The 18,408-nt window shown below is 64.4% G+C and carries 16 protein-coding genes; 9 read left to right on the forward strand and 7 right to left on the reverse strand.

The window, feature by feature from the left end; all coding sequences use genetic code 11:
- Positions 1-39: 39 nt before the first annotated feature.
- Both WBA38_RS09275 and eccCa read right to left on the reverse strand, forming a co-directional pair.
- Positions 40-1,221, reverse strand: coding sequence for a type VII secretion-associated protein (locus WBA38_RS09275; protein WP_424322540.1), 1,182 nt, complete (start codon positions 1,219-1,221; stop codon positions 40-42).
- On the reverse strand, positions 1,218-5,168 hold the full coding sequence (gene eccCa, locus WBA38_RS09280; protein ID WP_424322541.1) for a type VII secretion protein EccCa: 3,951 nt from the start codon (positions 5,166-5,168) through the stop codon (positions 1,218-1,220). Before eccCa ends, WBA38_RS09275 begins: the two co-directional genes overlap by 4 nt.
- Before the next feature lie 226 nt (positions 5,169-5,394).
- On the opposite strand from eccCa, the gene WBA38_RS09285 reads away from it, so the two are divergent.
- From WBA38_RS09285 to mycP, 3 genes are all read left to right on the forward strand, one after another.
- Positions 5,395-5,964 carry a TetR/AcrR family transcriptional regulator gene (locus tag WBA38_RS09285; RefSeq protein ID WP_424293692.1) on the forward strand — a complete coding sequence of 190 codons (570 nt, stop codon included), beginning with the start codon at positions 5,395-5,397 and terminating at the stop codon, positions 5,962-5,964.
- Between the two features lie 150 nt (positions 5,965-6,114).
- Entirely contained in the window at positions 6,115-7,575 is a 1,461-nt protein-coding gene (eccD, locus tag WBA38_RS09290; protein WP_424322542.1) for a type VII secretion integral membrane protein EccD, read from the forward strand.
- Positions 7,572-8,888 carry a type VII secretion-associated serine protease mycosin gene (mycP, locus tag WBA38_RS09295; protein ID WP_424322543.1) on the forward strand — a complete coding sequence of 439 codons (1,317 nt, stop codon included), beginning with the start codon at positions 7,572-7,574 and terminating at the stop codon, positions 8,886-8,888. Before eccD ends, mycP begins: the two co-directional genes overlap by 4 nt.
- A 13-nt stretch (positions 8,889-8,901) precedes the next feature.
- Here the strand turns inward: mycP and WBA38_RS09300 are convergent, their stop codons facing one another.
- Together WBA38_RS09300 and WBA38_RS09305 are read right to left on the reverse strand one after the other, a co-directional pair.
- A complete protein-coding gene (locus WBA38_RS09300; RefSeq protein WP_424293689.1) occupies positions 8,902-9,564 on the reverse strand; it encodes a hypothetical protein in 663 nt (220 codons plus the stop codon).
- A gap of 117 nt (positions 9,565-9,681) precedes the next feature.
- Positions 9,682-10,635, reverse strand: coding sequence for a 4-hydroxy-3-methylbut-2-enyl diphosphate reductase (locus WBA38_RS09305; RefSeq protein WP_424293688.1), 954 nt, complete (start codon positions 10,633-10,635; stop codon positions 9,682-9,684).
- A 34-nt stretch (positions 10,636-10,669) separates the two neighbouring features.
- Between WBA38_RS09305 and WBA38_RS09310 the strand changes: the two genes are divergently transcribed.
- Genes WBA38_RS09310 through WBA38_RS09320 form a run of 3 tightly spaced genes read left to right on the forward strand, consistent with a single transcriptional unit; the run spans position 10,670 to position 12,884 of the window.
- Entirely contained in the window at positions 10,670-11,383 is a 714-nt protein-coding gene (locus tag WBA38_RS09310; protein WP_424293687.1) for a lipid droplet-associated protein, read from the forward strand.
- Positions 11,380-12,636, forward strand: coding sequence for an exodeoxyribonuclease VII large subunit (gene xseA, locus WBA38_RS09315; RefSeq protein ID WP_424322544.1), 1,257 nt, complete (start codon positions 11,380-11,382; stop codon positions 12,634-12,636). Before WBA38_RS09310 ends, xseA begins: the two co-directional genes overlap by 4 nt.
- On the forward strand, positions 12,633-12,884 hold the full coding sequence (locus WBA38_RS09320) for an exodeoxyribonuclease VII small subunit (RefSeq protein ID WP_424322545.1): 252 nt from the start codon (positions 12,633-12,635) through the stop codon (positions 12,882-12,884). Before xseA ends, WBA38_RS09320 begins: the two co-directional genes overlap by 4 nt.
- A 9-nt stretch (positions 12,885-12,893) precedes the next feature.
- Here WBA38_RS09320 and WBA38_RS09325 read toward each other — a convergent pair whose 3' ends face one another.
- Positions 12,894-13,472, reverse strand: a complete 579-nt coding sequence (locus tag WBA38_RS09325) for a DUF4245 domain-containing protein (RefSeq protein ID WP_424322546.1) — start codon at positions 13,470-13,472, stop codon at positions 12,894-12,896.
- Between the two features lie 105 nt (positions 13,473-13,577).
- On the opposite strand from WBA38_RS09325, the gene glpX reads away from it, so the two are divergent.
- Positions 13,578-14,564 carry a class II fructose-bisphosphatase gene (gene glpX, locus WBA38_RS09330; RefSeq protein ID WP_424295667.1) on the forward strand — a complete coding sequence of 329 codons (987 nt, stop codon included), beginning with the start codon at positions 13,578-13,580 and terminating at the stop codon, positions 14,562-14,564.
- 85 nt (positions 14,565-14,649) lie between these two features.
- On the opposite strand, the gene WBA38_RS09335 is transcribed toward glpX, so the two are convergent.
- Together WBA38_RS09335 and WBA38_RS09340 are read right to left on the reverse strand one after the other, a co-directional pair.
- Positions 14,650-15,366 (reverse strand): ABC transporter ATP-binding protein, encoded by a 717-nt coding sequence (locus WBA38_RS09335; RefSeq protein ID WP_424322547.1) that lies wholly within the window; start codon positions 15,364-15,366, stop codon positions 14,650-14,652.
- Between the two features lie 29 nt (positions 15,367-15,395).
- Positions 15,396-16,379: an ABC transporter permease gene (locus tag WBA38_RS09340; RefSeq protein WP_424295663.1), complete on the reverse strand. Its 984-nt coding sequence runs from the start codon at positions 16,377-16,379 to the stop codon at positions 15,396-15,398.
- Positions 16,380-16,515: 136 nt separating this feature from the next.
- On the opposite strand from WBA38_RS09340, the gene WBA38_RS09345 reads away from it, so the two are divergent.
- On the forward strand, positions 16,516-17,700 hold the full coding sequence (locus WBA38_RS09345; protein WP_424322548.1) for a sensor histidine kinase: 1,185 nt from the start codon (positions 16,516-16,518) through the stop codon (positions 17,698-17,700).
- The gene (locus WBA38_RS09350) at positions 17,697-18,329 is read left to right on the forward strand and encodes a response regulator (RefSeq protein ID WP_424295659.1); all 633 of its coding nucleotides are present in this window, start codon (positions 17,697-17,699) and stop codon (positions 18,327-18,329) included. Before WBA38_RS09345 ends, WBA38_RS09350 begins: the two co-directional genes overlap by 4 nt.
- The last annotated feature ends 79 nt before the right edge of the window (positions 18,330-18,408 follow it).

An 18,408-nucleotide genomic window follows, 5' to 3' on the forward strand; every position in this document is an offset into this window, starting at 1 on the left:
TCATGACCGACGACAATCACCGCGTGCCGAGCCGGACCGCTAACCGGCTGCCACCCGCAGCGATCCGACAGTCGCCCGGCAAGGCCCATCAACCGAGTGCTCCCCGGTTCCCGCCTGGCAGCCGACGCTGACTTGCAGTGGGTCTTCGACGGTCACGTACCAAGCCACCGGAGCACCCGAAACGGGCGTCTCGCGGTAACCGATCACGTGCCTGCCCGCATAGGTGAGATCGGGGGTGAACTCGGCAACGGCGTCATCTCCACGCTGCGCAATCCGGTTCCGCAGGCTGGAGGCCACCGACTCCGCAGTGGAACCGGCACGCAATCGCGACACCACGACAATCAGTCGCCGACCGTCGTCTGGTGACACAAATACCGCGCGGTGCCCGCCAGCCTGCGCGTCCTGATCTGTGCGCCGCCACGAACCCGGGACCTCGAATTGGGCTGCGCCTACAGCCGCCGTGGTTCGGTCTGGCGGAATTGCCCGCGGCCAATGCACCCACGCCGCTGTCGCGACCGTCGCCGTCACGAGCAATCCGACGACCACCGCTGGCGCACGACTTAACCGTTGTCGCGCGGGCACCGGCGGAAGCGGAAGTCCGGCAAGCAGGTCCGCTCCCGTCATCACACCGGTACGACTACCGTGCAGCACCAGGGTGTCCCGTTCCACGGGCACCGCGTCAACCCCGAACGAGGTGGCCAAGAGCGTCCGCGCCTCCTGCACGACCGCCGCATGGGGCCCATCGACAAACACCGCGTCAGCAGTCTCGAGCAGGCGCGCCCAACCCGGATCGACGGGGATCCGCTGCGGCAGCGTCACCTCCCCCGCACCCAGTTCCCATTGCCCGTTGTGCCGTGTCACCGCATGCGCACTCCAATGCCCGCCGGTGGTCGGCAGCAGGCTCGTTTCAACGACGACGCATCGCTGCGCCGTGGCCTCCGCATGGGAGGCGGCAATCGCTACCGCGCGCGGAATCGGTTTCGGGCGAGCACCGACCGCAGTGAACTCAGCGAGGAGCGAAGCTGTCCGGACCGGACCCCACACCGTTGGGACCAACACCGAGTCGATGTGACCCGCATGAGCCACCCATTCGGCAAGCGCCGGTCGTGCGATGGCCCGGCGTGCCACGCTGTCGATGTCCTCGAGCAAGGCTGAGACGTCACGGCGCCGGTCGCCATCGTCCACGTGTCCGTAGGCGAGGTCGATCGTCGGAGTGGTCATGCGTGTTCACCCACCGCGACCTGCACGATCTGCGCGCCCCGATTGCGCGAAATCAGTTCCCCGCGCCCGACCGGAAGTCGCTGCATCCGGTGTCTGCCAACCACGTACCCCTCGTCCGGATCCCCGTCCATCAGGAGGACATCGCACGAGAGGTCGCGCAGGCACGCGATGACCGGATCGAATAGTGCGCGACCGAGCCCTCCCGAACGTCTGGCGACGATCATGCGGAACCCAATGTCGCGGCCATGGCCCGCCATCTCGATGAGTGGGAGCAATGGATTCCCGGACGCGGTGGCGACGAGGTCATAGTCGTCCACGACCAGGTACACGGTGGGCCCCGACCACCACGATCGGTCGCGGAGCTGCTGCGCGGTTACGTCGTCACCCGGTAGTCGTGCCGCGAAGAATTCGGCGAGTTGCGCCATCATCGGACGGGCGGTCCGCTCCGAACTCGCATACCCGGCCAGGTGCCCTTCGGGAATTTCACCCAGGAGCCCACGGCGGTAGTCGACGAGCACCACCTTGGCCTCCTCGGGGGTCGCTGAGGCGACCAAACCGCGAACCAGTGTGCGGAGTGTTTCAGTCTTCCCCGATTCCACGTCGGCGAACACCAGCAGGTGCGGTTGACTGTTGAAATCGAGGAGGTACGGCCCCAAATCTGCTTCCGACAGGCCCAGCGCCACCTGCCCCGCCGCCACCGGCACACCGTCGACTGCCGCCGCGAGGGCTTCGCTGCCAACATAGCGGGCAAGCATCCGCACGGGCGGTGCTGCCCGCCCGCCGAAAGTCGCCGCCACCTGTTCCACAAGACCTGCGGTACCTGCCGAAACACTCGCAGCATCGGCCACACCGTCGATCCTCGGCAGGGCCACCAGCAGGTGCTTCTCCTGCGCGGTGAGGCCACGACCGGGGCGTCCTTCCGGAACTCCAGCAGCGGCTCGGCGACCCATCTCCGAATCGAGCGCGTCGCCAAGCTTCAATTCAATGCGCCCGCCCATGAGGTCCTTCATCGCGGGCCGAATCTCGCCCCAGCGGGTCGCCGTCACGATCACGTGAATCCCGTACGCGAGGCCGCCAGATACCAGCGTGTTCACCTGGTCTTCGAGCAGTTCAAAGTCGGCGCGCAGCACCCCGATTCCGTCGATGACGAGGAAGACGTCGCCGTGTCGGTCATCGGGGAATTCGCCCGCAGCTCGGGCCTCGCGATACTGCCGCATCGACTCGATGCCGTGTTCGGCAAACACCTTCTCCCGATACGAGCGGACGCCCTCGACTTCGGCGAGAGTCCGTCGCAACGTGTCTCGGCTCGATTTGGTCGCCACGGAGCCAACGTGCGGCAGCCCGCCAAGTGCCGCCAACGAACCACCGCCGAAGTCGATGCAATAGAACTGCACCTGTTCGGGCGTGTGTGTTATTGCGGCACCGCAGATCAGCGTCCGCAAAGCCGTCGACTTGCCGGCTTGTGGACCACCGACCACCGCGATGTGGCCACCGGCACCGGAGACGTCGAGCCGGGCGATGTCACGGCGCTGCTCGTACGGCAGGTCGATGATTCCGAACGGGAATGATAGTTGTCGAACTTGCTCGCCCTTTCCCAGGACGAGTGCATCGAGTGTGACCGCCGGTTCGAGCGGCGGCAGCCACACCTGATGCGGTCGACGCCCCTGCCCTGCCAACGCCTGCACGATGGTCTCAAGCACCGTTGCCGACGGGCCGTCGGCAAAGTCATCGTCGATCACCGGCACTGCCTCGAGAGGAACCTCCGCGGTGGTGAATGCCAGCGGCACCAGCCCGGCGACTGGTCCATCTCCAGCGCCGACTCCCGGGATTGGGTGCGGACGATACGGTCCGGAGACGAAGCAGGTGTCGAAGCGGGTTGGCGTCGACGAGTCACACTTCAGGTAGGCCGCACCCGGCGAATTCGGCAGGTGATAGGCATCGGGGACTCCCAAAACCGTGCGAGATTCGTTGGCGGAGAAGGTTTTTAAGCCGATCCGATACGACAGGTGACTATCGAGTCCGCGGAGCCGACCTTCTTCCAGCCGCTGAGATGCGAGCAGCAGATGGATGTGCAACGACCGTCCAAGCCTGCCAATCGCGACGAAGAGGTCGGCGAACTCGGGCTTCTGCGCGAGGAGTTCGGAGAACTCGTCGACGACGATGAATAGCGCTGGAAGCGGATCGAGGGACGCACCGGCAGCGCGAGCAGCCTCGTAGTCGGTGACGTTGGCAAAGTTTCCCGCCGCACGCAACAGTTCCTGTCGCCGGTTGAGTTCGCCGGACAAAGCGTCACCCATCCGGTCGACCATGGAGAGTTCCTGCTCAAGGTTGGTGATGACTGCCGCCGTATGCCGGGCCTTCTCCAAACCCAAAAACGTTGCACCACCTTTGAAGTCGACCAGGACGAGGTTGAGTTCATCGGGTGAGTGCGTGGCAATCAACGCGAGCACCAGGGTGCGCAACAGTTCACTCTTGCCACTGCCCGTCGCTCCGATGCACAATCCGTGCGGCCCCATCCCGCCGTGCGCGCTCTCCTTGAGATCCAGGTGAACCGGTGCGCCGTTGGGCGTGTATCCGATCGGGACCCGTAACCGACTTGGGCCGGAGCGGCCTGCCCAACCGGAAGTCGGACTAAAGCTGCCTGCATCCTGGATACCCAGCAGTGCAGGCAACCCCGGGTCGCTCGCGGCCAACGGGCTATCGAGGTCGAGGAGAATGTCGTGACCCCCCGGGCGGTATCGGGCCAACCTGCGTGCCACCGCCTCTGCGGAGACTCGATCGAGGAAGTCGACGATGGCGAACTCTTCCAGCCCGGCAGCGGTGCGCGCCGAGATCTTTCCCCCGGTCACCACCAGTTGCAGTCCGCGTTGCGCTGCCAGTGGACTCGGTGCGCTCCCCAGCCCGATGACGGTGACGCCATCTAATCCGGCACCTCCGATGAGTTCGTCATCGACGTCCATGGCATCGGTGTCGACAACCACCACCAGGTGTGACGACGCGAGCGAGTCAGCGGTCCGCGAGAATCCCGCGCGGGCATCCAGATCTTCGGCCAGATCAGCCTCGAGTTTCGCCAGCGTCGGATAGACCATCCGGACCGCGCCGAGCGCATCCACCCGCGTCGGATGCCCCGCGTGTGGCAGCCACTTAAGCCAATCCCACTTGGCCGCAAGGTGGTCGTCGCTGACGACGGCTAGCCGCAAATGGTCGGGTCCGTGGAACACCGCAAGTTCACACAACATAGACCGCAGAAGCCCATCCACTTGGGCGGAATCACCGTTAATGCTGACGGCGGGAAAACTGTCGAGGGCGATGGCTGTCGGGAGGTCGTCGACGGCGGTGTGCGCCACCGCAAATCGGCGCAGGGCGACGGCTGACACCGGTTCGAGGTCGTCTCCCGGCGGCGTTTCGGGCGGAATCAATGCCGTCGCGAGCCGATGCGTTCCTCGTCCGACCCGGACTTGGACGAAGTCATCGTCGAGCGGTCGACGCTCCCACATCCTGCGCCCGCCGACGTATCCACCCAGTGAGGTCGGTTCCGGATGGTGCCAGACCGCCGACTCATACTGTGCGGCAGCTGTTTCGGAGACGCTCGCCCGCAATTGACCAAGGTGTCGCAGGTAGTCTTTGCGACTCTCGTTCAATTCCGCCGCCCGCTCCGGTCCCCCACGACCGCCAGAAGCAAACATTCCGACCATCGACATCACCATCATGAGTGGAAACATCAAGAACAGCGGGTTCGCGAGGGCCCCGGATCCACCGGTCACGATCATCATCGCGACCATTCCGACCACCGCCACCACCATGACCACTGGCAACAGTCGGACCAGCAAGCTGGGTGGGACCGAACGGGACAGTTCCGGTGGTGCTGTCAGTTCTATTTCGCCGACGGCCACCTCCGGCGGTACCAATCGCGGACGACGTGCGAAACCAATCGTTGCACCAGCCATGCGAGCCCCCAGCCCTTGAACTGACCCGCACACCCCCGCATGCGTTGGGGAGATTTGTATCAAAGACCCCCGGTAGAAATCTCCGCTTTGTCCGAGTTCTCGCCCAACAGGTTGTTACCCACACCAGCCCGCACCCGCGTCTACTGCGACCGCCTTGACAGTTTGTTCCAGATAGATAGTTTCGATCATCTTGCACGTGAACGTTCAAGAGGGCACCGTAGGGAGCATGAGTCACCCATTGCGCTCGCGACAGCGGGCCCGCGTCCGACAGGACATCCAGTCGGCCGCCTGGCGTTTGTTTAGCGAATTGGGCTTCGGGTCGGTGACAACCAAGCAGATCGCCGAGGCCGCAGGGGTTTCCGAGAGCACCTACTTTCGACACGTGAACAGCAAAGACGACCTTCTCCTCTACCCACTCGAGGCCAGCAGTGCGGCAATCGTCACCGCTTTCGCCGCCCAGCCGACAGGTATCTCGGCTACTCGCGCGCTCGCCGACGCCATCGTCGAACGCACCGAGGCATCCCCCGACGTCGAGTTGGAACTTTGGCGAACAGCCCTCGCCAGCGCACCAGACCTCGTCGATCGCATTACCCTGATCCGCCACGAAGACGCCCGAGAATTAGTGCTGCTCGCTGCCGATCGAATGGGATCATCGCCCGACTCCCTCGAACCTGGTGTGCGCGTCCACAGCGTGTTGTCAGCGGCCGCATATGCCTACCGCCGATGGTTTGACGGCGATGCCCGCGAACTCAAAACTCTCATCAGAGCCGCAACCGACCTCGTCGTCGGGCCGTAGCAAACGACCTGTCGCCGCACACCGCGAATACGCCGATTTGCCCGATTTTTAGAATCCGCCCCGCCGAGGTTGTCGGCGTGGTTATCTCGACGCCATCGCCTCGCGGAAGCGAGTGTGGGAGTGGTCAGAAAACCTCGGGGGGTTACCAAAATGACCGTATTTGTCGAACCGGATTTAGTTCGAATCTCCATTCTTGGTGGCCGCAAACAGCTCGACGTCGGCCTGCCCACAGAGGTTCCAATCGCGACGCTCCTACCGGATTTGCTTGTTGCACTGAAGGTTCCAGATTCCTCCGGCTCTGATTCACCTAGTTGGACGCTCGCTTGCGTCGACGGCGCGCGGCTGGCCCCGACGGAAACGCTGGCTCAAGCCGGGATCCTCGATGGCGACTTGCTGATGGTCCGCGCAGATCGCCCCCGGGAGCGGTCCGCATTGGTCGACGACGTCGCCGACGGAGTAGCCATAAGCCTTACCGAAGAGCGAACCGGCTGGACGGCCTCGGCTTCGCGCACCATCGGCTACGTGCTGTTTGTACTTGCGGCTACGGCGGCGATCCCGGTTGGTCTAGCAGCTTCTGCTGGCGGCGGACACGTTGTGATCGGAACGATCGCGGCGGTGGGCGCGGCCATCGCGCTGACGATCGCGGTCGCTGGCGCACGCTTGGGCGTGGACCCCCAAACAGGAACGGTGCTGACCTGGGGAGCCTGCGCCATGGCGGGGCTTGCGGCGGCCGTGGCCGCGTCCCACTTCTCGGGCGGCGCCCAGACGGCCGTCGCTGCCATCGCGGCCGGACTCTGCGCCGTCATCGGCTACCGCCCCGGCATGGAGGCAACAGCCACCGCGATGCATACCGGGATCACCACCGCTGCAATCCTCATCGCACTCGGGGGAACACTGGCTGCCGTCTCCTCGATGCCGCTGGCCGACGTCGCCGCAGTGAGCGCTGCTGTCGGTGTTGCGGTGGTACTGATGGCTCCCCGGCTAGCGATCGTCCTCGCACGACTGCCGCTGCCCGCAGTCCCCATGACAACTTCGGACCCGTCAGCATTCCCTGAAACGGCATCGGTCGACGGCGTCGAAGCACTCCGACTGTCCGGGCACGACCCCCTCGGGGCGATCGCCGACCTCGCGCTCGGCGACCTGTCGGCGCTCGCCCGGCGAGCCGGGATTGCCGCGTCGTTCTTGACAGGCATCCTGGCGGGGTCGGTCGTCGTCACGGGAATTGCCACGGTCATCGTCGCCGCCAACGGCGGCACGTCAACCGTCACCCTGGCCTATTGCGGATCAATCGTTGCCGCCGTGGCCGCTCGTGGACGTACGCATACCGACCAGTGGCAGTCCGGACTTCTCGTTGCTGCCGCGGGTATCACCGCGGTGTCCACCGCCGTCGCAGTCCTGTTCACCGATGGTGGTCCGAGCCCACTGTCGGTCTTCGTGGCGCTCCTTGGGTTTGCGGTCGCCGCGCTCCTGCTGGGATGCGTCGCCGCCGGTGCCGAGTACACGCCGCCGGCCGTCCGGCTCGCCGAGATCCTGGAGTACGGCGCGCTGATCGCGGTGGTCCCACTGCTTTTCTGGGTCCTCGACGTCTACCGGACCGTCCGTCAGCTGTGATCCGCCGTCTCTGCGCCGCGACCGGCGTCGCGGCAGTCTTGGCGATCGCGTCGGCGGGGCCCGCCGCAGCCTCTCCCCGACCAGTCGTCATCCCGGCCGCGGTGGTCGCGACACCGCTCGGACCACCGGAACCCACAGAGCAGCGCGCAAACTGCGCCAGCGTCGTCGACGCGGTAGCTTCAGACCAGCCGCCTGGCCACCGACTGCTCAATGTGTCGGCCGCCCACGACTTCAGTCGCGGCGGGGGCGTCAAGGTCGCCGTCATCGACACCGGAGTCAGCCCCCATGCACGACTGCCGCGGTTGGTCGCGGGCGGCGATTACGTCGGCACCGGCGATGGCCTGTCCGACTGCGACATGCACGGCACCCTCGTCGCTGGCATCATTGCCGGGCAGGGATCAATTGCCGATGGGTTCGTCGGGGTCGCACCCGATTCGACGATCATTTCGATTCGCCAATCCTCTGGTGCATACTCGGCCAAAAACCGAGGTGCCGACGGTGCCGTAGTCGGCGCAGGTTTCGGACCGATCGAAACGCTCGCGCGCGCCGTGATTCGCGCCATCGACCTCGGTGCCCGGGTGATCAACATTTCGGAGGTCGCCTGCCTCCCGGCCGGTGTGGATATCGGCGACGGTCTGCTCGGTGCGGCCCTCGCCCAGGCTCGGGCGCGAGACGTAGTTGTCGTGGTTGCCGCAGGCAATCTCACCGAGACGACGGGGTGCCGCGAGCAGAATCCCGCCGGTGCCGGATCACCCGAACTCGCGTGGGCACAGGTTCGGACCGCGGTGACCCCGGCCAGATTTTCGCCTCTGGTCTTGACGGTCGCGGCGGTCGACGCCACCAACGGCGCACCTGCGGAGTTCAGCCTGCGTGGCCCGTGGGTTGGTGTTGCCGCGCCGGGAACGCAGGTGGTGAGCTTGGCGCCGGGTTCGGCAGGACCTCGTCTCGTCGATTCGCTCCGCACTGACGACGGCCTCTCGTCATTGGCGGGAACCAGCTATGCCGCACCTTATGTCGCGGGCGTGGCCGCTTTGATCCGTAGCCGCTTCCCCCACCTCACCGCACCGGAAGTTGTCGACCGGATTGTTCGCACGGCCCACGGTGGCGGCCATGACCTCACGGTTGGCAGTGGCCTCGTCGACCCCGTCGCCGCCCTCACCACGACGGCTGACGACCGCACCGCGGTGCTCCCGCGTGCCCTGGCGTCCGATGCCTCGCCCAACAAAACAGACCCCGGAACAGGAGTAATCCTGGCCGGGGTCGGTATTGGGTGCTGTGTCCTGCTGGCGCGCTGGCTACTGAAGCGGCGTTGACCCTCGGCGAAGATCAGCCGGACAGGTTGGTCCTCAGCCACCCGACAGCCCCGACGAAAAATGCGGTACCCAAGGCAAGGAACACCGCGTACAGCAATCCACGCCAACCGTGCACGCGGGTATCCGGCGTCGACTCACCGCCCGAAACGGTTGCCGCGTCGACGCACGGAGACACCGCCGACTTCTTCCAAAGTGACGCGGGTTCAATGAGCAGGTAGAGCAAGACCCCAACCTGACCGACGGTGAACATCCAGAACCAGGCCCACCGGTTTCCCCACCTCGGGCGCGAAGCCAACATCGCAACGAACGTCCCAAGCCACGCCAAAGTCAAAGCCATACCGAACCAGGCCGAAGAGCGAAACGCCCAATTGTTCGGTACCTGGTCGCTATTTTCGCTGATCTCAACGCCACGATTTCGAAGGCTTTGCATCGCTTGGGACTTCGACACGGGGTCGGCAACAATAGGGCCGCGCCGCCACTGGAACAGGCCCGTCGACCAGGCACCAATCCAGGTATCAGAAACCGTCCCGTCGGATTCGTCGAACACCACTGAGTCGACTGAACCGCTGTCCAGAGCTCGAGCAAACTCCGGGTAGTCGGCAGTGCGCGGTTGTGCTGCCACCACGGTCGCGGCAAACCCCGTCACCAGAATGAGTAACGCGACAACGCGCGCCACCAACCGTGCCTTTTCCATACGCCCCCGCGTTTTCCCCACGACCAGGTCTGCAAAGCATTCGTCCGTACTTTGGGCCCACGGCGGGGGCCCAAAGTACGGCCGAAACGAAAGATACCGCTAGCGCGGGTTGCGTGCCGGGCGCAGTTCGCGCGGCAACGCGAAGACCAGAGTTTCCTGTGCGGTCGTCACGGTCTCGACATCTTCGTAGCCGTGCTCGGCGAGCAGGTCGAGGACGCCCCGGACCAGAACCTCGGGCACCGACGCGCCGGAGGTGACGCCCACGGTCTGCACGCCGTCGAGCCAGGCAAGGTCGATGTCGCGGGCGTAGTCGACCAAGTACGACGCCTGCGCGCCGTTCTGGAGCGCCACCTCAACTAGGCGCTGCGAGTTCGACGAGTTCTGCGACCCCACAACAATCACCAGATCGCACTCGGGGGCCATCGCCTTCACCGCAACCTGACGGTTCTGGGTGGCGTAGCAGATGTCGTCCGACGGCGGATCGTTGAGCAGCGGGAACTTCTCGCGGAGTCGGCCAACGGTCTCCATCGTCTCGTCCACCGACAGGGTGGTCTGCGACAGCCAAATCACGCGCTCGGGGTCCCGAACCACAACGTTGTCGACAGCGTCGGGACCGTCCACCACCTGGATGTGCTCGGGCGCTTCACCCGCGGTGCCTTCCACTTCCTCGTGACCCTCGTGGCCAATCAGAATGATGTCGAAGTCGTCGCGGGCGAAACGCTTGGCCTCCTGGTGCACCTTCGTCACCAGTGGGCATGTCGCGTCGATGGTCTTCAACTGCCGCGCTTCGGCAGTCCGGTGCACCTCCGGTGACACACCGTGCGCCGAAAACACGACGATGGCACCTTCCGGGACCTCGTCGGTTTCATCAACAAAGATCGCACCACGTTCGATGAGGGTGTCGACCACGTGCCGGTTATGCACAATCTCCTTACGGACGTACACCGGGGCACCGTGCTTGTCGAGGGTTCGCTCGACTGTTTCCACGGCCCGGTCGACGCCTGCACAATATCCACGGGGCGACGCGAGTAGGACGCGCTTACTATCAGCCATGACCTCCAGGGTACGGCTGTGAGACAGTAATTACATGAGCCGTCCTCCGTACCCCGCTCGAGTGATCGCCGGTTTGGTAGTCATCACGATCGAGGAAACCCGCAAATTCCCGACCCGCCTCATCACTTTCCCGATGACCGCGATCAGTCACGGCCTGCAGGCTGGCATGCGGATGCAGCAGAACATCGCCGAACTCGCCATCAAGGGTGACGAGGTGCTTGCGCCGTACTTCGATAAGACGGAGGAGCAGCCAGAATGGGCCCGTTTCGACGAGGATGACGACACCAATTCGGCGTCGGCTCCGCTCGTTACGGACGCCCCGCGCTCTATCCCAGAGGTCGACAAACCGGTAGCCAAGAAGACCCCGTCGACCCCCTCCCCGACTGCTGCCAAGGCAAAGCCTGCCGAGACCGGTTCGGCGTCGGCACCTGAGACCAACGGCACAGCCGCAAACGGCAAGACCAACTCGGGTCGCTTCGCTTTGTACAGTTCCGCGCCGACCGAGGTGACAAATGGTGCGACGAACCGCACCACGGACTCGACGCAGCCGCTGCCTCCGACCGTTGCCGAACTCGACTACCCGAACCTGACTCTGGCTCAGTTGCGCGCCAAGGTTCGCGGCCTCGGCGTCGACGAACTGACCGAACTGCGCGCGTTCGAAGCCGAGAATCGCAACCGGACCCCGTTCGTCACGATGATCGACAACCGCATCTCCAGCCAGCAGAAGAAGTCCGAACCCACCAAGTGACGACTCCGGCGCCAGCGAATTCTGCCGACAACCCGTGGCCGGTCCGGACCCTCAGCTTCAAGATCGCTGACTGGATCCACCGGCTGGGTCAGGTGTGGGTGGAAGGACAGCTCACGCAGATCAATCACCGGCGCGGAACGCGGACGGCATTTCTGACGCTGCGCGATCCGGCCGCCGACATGTCGCTGTCGGTGACGTGCGATCCGGGTTTGCTTGAACGCAGCCCTGTCACGTTGACCGAGGGGGCGCGGGTTGTTGTTTACGGTCGGCCGAGCTTCTATTCCGGTCGCGGAACGCTGTCGTTGCGGATCACCGACATCCGTCCGGTCGGGATCGGCGAACTCTTGGCCCGGATCGAGCGCATCAAGAGTTTGCTCGCCGCGGAGGGCCTGTTCGACGTCCGCCGCAAAAAGCCCCTGCCCTTCCTGCCCCACACCATCGGCCTCATCAGCGGTCGAGCCAGTGCGGCTCAGCACGACGTCATCGCGGTAGCTTCGGCCCGCTGGGAGGCCGTGCAGTTCGACGTTCGAGATTCACCGGTCCAGGGACCAACGGCTGTCCCGGCAATCGTCGAGCACCTCGCTGCCTTGGACGCCGACCCGCACGTGCAGGTCATCATCATTGCCCGCGGTGGCGGCAGCGTCGAAGACCTCCTGCCATTCTCTGACGAGACGCTCCTGCGCGCCGTGGCAAAGTGCACGACCCCGGTCATCAGCGCGATCGGCCACGAGGCCGACAATCCGCTCCTCGATTTTGTCGCCGACGTGCGTGCCGCCACCCCCACCGATGCGGCGAAGCGTGCCGTCCCCGACGTCGTTGCTGAACTTCACGGCATCGCTACGCTGCGCCGTCGCAGCGCGCACGCCCTCCGCAATTGGGTCCACCGCGAGGAACGCGTCATCGAGGGCCTGCGAGCCCGGCCGGTCCTGGCCAATCCCCTCCGCATGGTCGACGACCGACAAGACCGCGTCGACGGCGCGATTCGCGACGTTCGCCGGACCGTGAGGCATTTGCTGAGTTTGGAAGAGCACCGCGCCGGGCGTCTCGCTGCGCAACTTTCGACGCTGGGCCCGGCACAAACCTTGGCTCGCGGCTACGCCGTGGTGCAGCGAACCGACTCCGCTGCCCCGCACGCAGTCCGGTCCGTCGATGAATTACCGGCCGGGGCGCATGTCCGGATTCGAGTTGCCGACGGATCTAAGAAGGCGATCATCGGGCCAGGCACCATCACTACCGAAGGAGAACAGCCGTGACGTCACCCGCTGACGACCTGATTCCCGTCGCCGAACTCGACTACGAGCAGGCCCGCGACGAGCTAGCCGACGTGGTGGCTCAGCTTGAGCGCGGCGGATTGGGCCTCGACGAATCGCTCGCCCTGTGGGAACGCGGCGAACTCCTCGCCAAACGATGCACCGAACACCTCGAAGGTGCCCGCGGCCGCATCGAGGCCGCACTCAACGCCGAAGACGCCGAAGACGCCGAAGACGCCGAAGACGAGTAGTAACGCGCTCTACCGCGGTGCCGGGCGCTCGACTGCCAGCGGTTGTGCCTTCGTGACAGCTGCAGCCAGCGTCTCCATGTCGGCGTCGTTGCCGCGGCTCACCACAGCCAGGCGGACGTCACCCATATCGGCGATCCACGTCCGACGCTTCTCGTCACCCGCGTACATCACCCACTGGTGGTCGGCGATCTGTCGCACGCCTTCGCCGTTGGCGGTGTCGCCGAGCGTCTTACGAACCAACTGCTCTTCGGTGGCACCGGATTGAGTCAGCTGCACATAGATGCCGTCGGGAGTAATCCAGCCGACGTTGCTGGCGACCGATGCACCCACTTCTTGCGTCGAACCGGAGTTGGGTTTCCAATCGGCCGGGACTGCCGGATTCCGAATCGGGAACGGCATGGTGTCGGCGTCCGCCCGCAGACCTGCGGAAACATTAAAATCCGGAATGTTCTGGTTGGTCGCAGAACTACCAAAGCCCCACGAGCAACTACCGCTGACTCCGGCGACAACGAGCGCGATCAGAAGCAGTGGGATCAACGTCCTGACTAGATCACGGCCATCCTGGAGGATCCTTGGTTTCTCTGCCATGGGGCAATTATCGCAGTCTGGTGCTGCCCCCAGCTAATCGCGAGCGGCGACCATGAAATAATCGAGGTATCCAACCTTCTTTTCGCAACGAAAGTGGTTTCACCTATGACGAAGCAAGCGCCCGATCGCAACCTGGCCATGGAACTGGTCCGCGTCACCGAGGCGGCTGCGCTCGCCGCCGGACGCTGGGTTGGCCGAGGTGACAAGAACGCTGGCGACGGTGCGGCAGTCGATGCCATGCGTGATCTGCTGTCGACCGTTTCGATGCGCGGCACCGTCGTGATCGGCGAGGGCGAGAAGGACGAAGCGCCCATGCTGTTCAACGGCGAGGTCGTCGGCAATGGTGAAGGACCCGAGGTCGACGTCGCGGTGGACCCGATCGACGGCACCACGCTGATGGCGGAGGGTCGTCCCAACTCGATCGCCGTCATCGCCGTCTCCGAGCGCGGCACCATGTACGACCCGTCGGCCGTGTTCTACATGAACAAGATTGCGGTGGGCCCGGCGGCGAAGGGTGCCATCGACATCGAGCAGTCCGTTGAGTGGAACATCAACTCGGTCGCCGCGGCCAAGGGCATCGACGTCGCAGACCTGACCGTGGTCGTGCTCGATCGTCCCCGTCACGCCGGTCTCATCAGCGAGATCCGCGAAGCTGGTGCCAAGATTCGTCTGATTTCCGACGGTGACGTCGCCGGTGCGATCGCCGCTGCTGGCGAGTACAGCACCGTCGACATGCTGATGGGCGTCGGTGGCACTCCCGAGGGCATCATCACCGCTGTCGCCATGAAGTGCATGGGTGGCGAGATCCAGGGCAAGCTGTGGCCGCAGGACGAGGCTGAGCGACAGAAGGCGATTGATGCTGGCCTCGACGTCGACGAAGTCCTGACCAACGACATCCTGGTCCGTGGCGAGAACTCGTTCTTCTGCGCCACCGGCGTCACCAACGGCGACATGCTTCGCGGAGTCACCTACCGTCCCAACGGCGCGACCACCCGTTCACTGGTGATGCGCTCCAAGTCGGGCACCATCCGAACCATCGAAGGTGTGCACCAGACGTCGAAGCTCCGCGAATACGCGCGATTCGACATCTAGTCTCGATTCTCGTCGCATATGCCACGATCCCCGCTCCTTGTCTAACTAAAGGAGCGGGGATCGTGGCATCATGTGTCTCTGGGTGTTAGACGGCCGCACCCAGCGCACTAAAGGCATGTCCGGAGTGCGTTTCGTCGACGATCGACCCATCGAGCATGTGCAAGATCCCGTCAACGTCGCTGAGCGTTTCCAGGTCGTGGCTCACCAGCAGAGACGCGATGTTGCGTTCACGGGCGAGATTGATCAGCAGTTCGACAATCGCCGCCCCGCGCGTCGAATCCAGTGCCGAGGTCGGCTCGTCAATCAGCAATACTTCCGGGCCGTTGATCAGCGCGCGCGCAATGTTGACCCGTTGACGCATGCCGCCGGACAGCTGACCCGGCTTGCGGTCGAATGCACCGTCCAAGCCGACAGCCGACAGCAGTTCGTGCGCCTGCTTGCGATGACGCGAGGGACGTCGCCCAGCCACATGCACGGCCAGCAACAATTGTTCTTCGGCGGTGAGTCCAGGAATGAGATTGTCGTTCTGGAAGACCAAGCCGATGCGCTCGCGGCGCACCTTCGCGAGTTCCTCATCGCGCAGCCCAGCCAGTTCTTGACCGGCGATCTTGATGGAGCCCGAGTCGGGGCGGATGAGGGCACCGGCAACTGCCAGCAGGCTCGACTTTCCGCAGCCCGACGGACCCGTCAACGCTACGGTCCGACCGGCCTCCACGTGCAGCGAAGCATCGCGGACGGCGTGGACGACGGCACCATCACCATCGGGGTAGGTCAGGTTGATGTTCTTCACGATCAAGCTCATTGCGGTTCCAATCAACAAGTAGGGGTGGGTTAACGGTTGAGGGCGACAAGTGGGTCGACAGTCGTCAGCGGCCGCAGAGCGAGGCCAGCACCGATCAAGCCGAGGACGCCCATGCCCGCGAGCATCGCGAAACCGCTACCCAAGTCGACGGCGATCGGGGCGATGCCCGACAGCAGGGAGGCTGCGGTGAACCCGAGTGCAGCACCGATGATCAGGCCCGACAGCAGGACCAAGGTGGCCTGGGCGAGTCCGTCGCGAAGGAGGTACCAGCGGCCGGCACCCATGGCCCGCACTACTGCGAGTGACGGGATGCGCTGTCCGGTCCAGACTGCGAAGAAGCCTGCGACGACAACAGCCGAAATCACCAGCAGCAGCCCTTGAATGAGGAGCAGCGACGAATGCTCTGACTTGAATCCCGGAATGATATTCAGCGAACCGGCGCGGTCAACCTCCGTCAGACCGGCAGGCACGTTGACGCTACTGTCGACGATCACCGCGTTCACCGCATCGCGACCGGACACGTTGTGCCATTCCTTCATCGGAAGTTCGATGACAGGCTGATGCGCGTACAAGCCGACATCGCTGATCGAATCGATGCGGATTTCTTCGTTGCCGAGTTTCAGCAACTCACCGGCCTGCACACCAAGAGTCTTGGCGACCTCAGGATTAAGCGTCACGTCATGAACGTCGGTGCGGCCGAAGGCGGCGACGGTGGCGTTCACCGAATTGTGCCCGGCACGCAAGGTAGCGATACCGAGTTGGGTGCCGTCAATCTCCGACGCGGTCGAGGATTCGATGGCACTGTCGGACAGGGTCGCCGGGGCGCCACCGCTGTCTTGCTGCACCACCAGGCCCGAGCCCGGGAGCGCTTCAATGGCGGAAACTGATTGCGAGCGCAGACCGGCAGTCAGCGCCGACAGCGTGATCACCATGAATGCCACCAGTGCCACGACACCGACAATGAGACCGAAACGTCCTGCCGCAGCGCGAATTTCGCGCAATCCCAAATACATGAACAAACTCCTTGAAGTCGATACACCTAGCCTTCCTGGAATCGACCGCTGATACATCGCCTCACCACCCCATCTCCGTATCCATCGAAAGGTGTAGACGGCCGGGGTTCTGGCCAACTGTGGTGATACTGGAGGCATGACTCTTGAACGACACGCGGACCGCTACGCCGAAGGAGGCGGCCACGTTTTGTTTCTGGCGCTGCTCCTCGTCGGGCTCGCCCAGACGATGGCGGGCACTGCGCCAATCGCCGTCGGAGGCAAGGCCGCCGTCTTCGTCGGCGTGGCGGTCGTAGCTGGTTGGTACGCCTACGGGGCCATTGCGAAAGCCCGCGGCGACCTTCGGGTTAGCCCCGCCGTTTGGGTCTCGATCCTCACCGCCCTGTGGGTGATGTTGGCCTTCCTGTGCCCGGCATTCGTGTGGATCGCCTTTGTCCTCGCGATGCTGTGCTGGCACTTCCTGCGCGCACCCGCATCGGTGATCGCTGAATTGGTGATCGCGGGGACGTCCATTGGTGCCACGCTGCTCCACAATCCGTCGGTGGCGGTGGGCGGCATCATCGGCCCGACGATTGGCATTGCGACGGCCGTCGCCGTGACCGGGATCTATCATCGGATTTCGCAGATGGTCGATGAACGCGATGCCTTGGTCGACGATCTCATCACGACGCGAGAACTGCTCGCGCAGAAGGAACGCCAGGCTGGCGTGCTCGCCGAGCGAGAGCGCTTGGGCGGAGAGATCCACGACGGAACCGGCCAGAGTTTGGCGAGCATCATTTTGCTCCTGAGATCGGCCACGAGTCCCGATACGTCCGAGAACCAGCGTGAGGTCCAGGTGCAGACGGCCCTCGCTACCGCACAGGCCGCGCTCGCCGAATCCCGTCGGTTTTTGCTGGGGCTAGACGCCCCCACGTTTGCACCCGCCCAGCTCACCGAGGCTGTCGAAGCGCATGCGGTGCGGGCAACTGAGCTCGGGGTTCCGGCGGAGGTCCAGGTCCACGGCACCGCCGTCGCCCTCGGACCCGACACCGCCAACGCGCTGCTCCGCGCCGCCCAGGAAGCACTCACCAACGCGGTCAAGCATTCTCGCGCTACCCAGGTCCGGGTAACGATCACCTATCTGCCGGACGAAGTGCACTTGGACGTGGTCGACAACGGCATTGGGCTCGACCCCAGTCGACCGTCAAGTTCCGGCCGGTCCGGCTTCGGGCTGCGGGCGATGAAAAACCGCGTGTCAGAGGCGGGCGGTAGCGTGTCAATTGAATTTAGCGACGGTGGAGGCACCACCGTTCACGCGCAGTTACCGATCGGAAGTGCCGCATGATTCGGGTAATGCTCGTCGACGACCACCCCATCGTCCGCGCCGGACTGCGCGCTGTCCTATCCGCCGCACCCGACCTGGACGTGATTGCCGAGGCAGGCACTGCGGCCGAAGCGATCAAACTCGCCAGCGAACTCTCGATCGATGTTGTCCTCATGGATTTACGCTTGCACGGCTCTGAGCAAAACGACGCCGACGGCGTCTACGCCACCAGCACCATTCGCAAGCTTGCCGATCCACCGCAGGTCTTGATCCTAACGACCTACGAATCCGATGCAGACATCGTCCGCTCCGTCAGCGCCGGCGCCGTTGGCTACCTGCTAAAAGACGCTGCTCCCGACGTCTTGATCGGTGCCATCCGGTCCGCTGCCGCAGGCGAAACCGTTCTCGGCCCCGCTGTCGCCGCACGCCTGTTGAATCGTGTCACCAACTCCCAAACCGCTTTGACGCCTCGCGAGTTGGAAATCGTCGAGCACCTCGACCTCGGGCTCACCAACCGCGAGATCGCGCGTCGCCTCGTCATCTCCGAAGCAACCGTGAAATCGCACCTCGTTCACATCTTCGACAAACTCGAAGTCACCAACCGCAGCAAAGTGGTTGCGACGGCAAGGCAGCGCGGACTAATTGGTTAGTTCGGCCCTGTTCTGTTGGTTCGGCCCTGTTCTGGTTAGTTCTACCCCGTTTGGTTGACCCGCGTCCCGTGCAGTCCGC

Origin of the sequence: Gordonia sp. (in: high G+C Gram-positive bacteria) (assembly GCF_049647785.1) — a bacterium.
Classification (GTDB): domain Bacteria; phylum Actinomycetota; class Actinomycetes; order Mycobacteriales; family Mycobacteriaceae; genus Gordonia.

Coding starts and splice junctions, on each gene's coding strand:
- WBA38_RS09275 (WP_424322540.1), bottom strand. CDS start 1,221: ATGACCACTCCGACGATCGACCTCGCCTACGGACACGTGGACGATGGC.
- eccCa (WP_424322541.1), bottom strand. CDS start 5,168: ATGGCTGGTGCAACGATTGGTTTCGCACGTCGTCCGCGATTGGTACCG.
- WBA38_RS09285 (WP_424293692.1), top strand. CDS start 5,395: ATGAGTCACCCATTGCGCTCGCGACAGCGGGCCCGCGTCCGACAGGAC.
- eccD (WP_424322542.1), top strand. CDS start 6,115: ATGACCGTATTTGTCGAACCGGATTTAGTTCGAATCTCCATTCTTGGT.
- WBA38_RS09305 (WP_424293688.1), bottom strand. CDS start 10,635: ATGGCTGATAGTAAGCGCGTCCTACTCGCGTCGCCCCGTGGATATTGT.
- WBA38_RS09310 (WP_424293687.1), top strand. CDS start 10,670: ATGAGCCGTCCTCCGTACCCCGCTCGAGTGATCGCCGGTTTGGTAGTC.
- WBA38_RS09325 (WP_424322546.1), bottom strand. CDS start 13,472: ATGGCAGAGAAACCAAGGATCCTCCAGGATGGCCGTGATCTAGTCAGG.
- glpX (WP_424295667.1), top strand. CDS start 13,578: ATGACGAAGCAAGCGCCCGATCGCAACCTGGCCATGGAACTGGTCCGC.
- WBA38_RS09335 (WP_424322547.1), bottom strand. CDS start 15,366: ATGAGCTTGATCGTGAAGAACATCAACCTGACCTACCCCGATGGTGAT.
- WBA38_RS09340 (WP_424295663.1), bottom strand. CDS start 16,379: ATGTATTTGGGATTGCGCGAAATTCGCGCTGCGGCAGGACGTTTCGGT.
- WBA38_RS09345 (WP_424322548.1), top strand. CDS start 16,516: ATGACTCTTGAACGACACGCGGACCGCTACGCCGAAGGAGGCGGCCAC.
- WBA38_RS09350 (WP_424295659.1), top strand. CDS start 17,697: ATGATTCGGGTAATGCTCGTCGACGACCACCCCATCGTCCGCGCCGGA.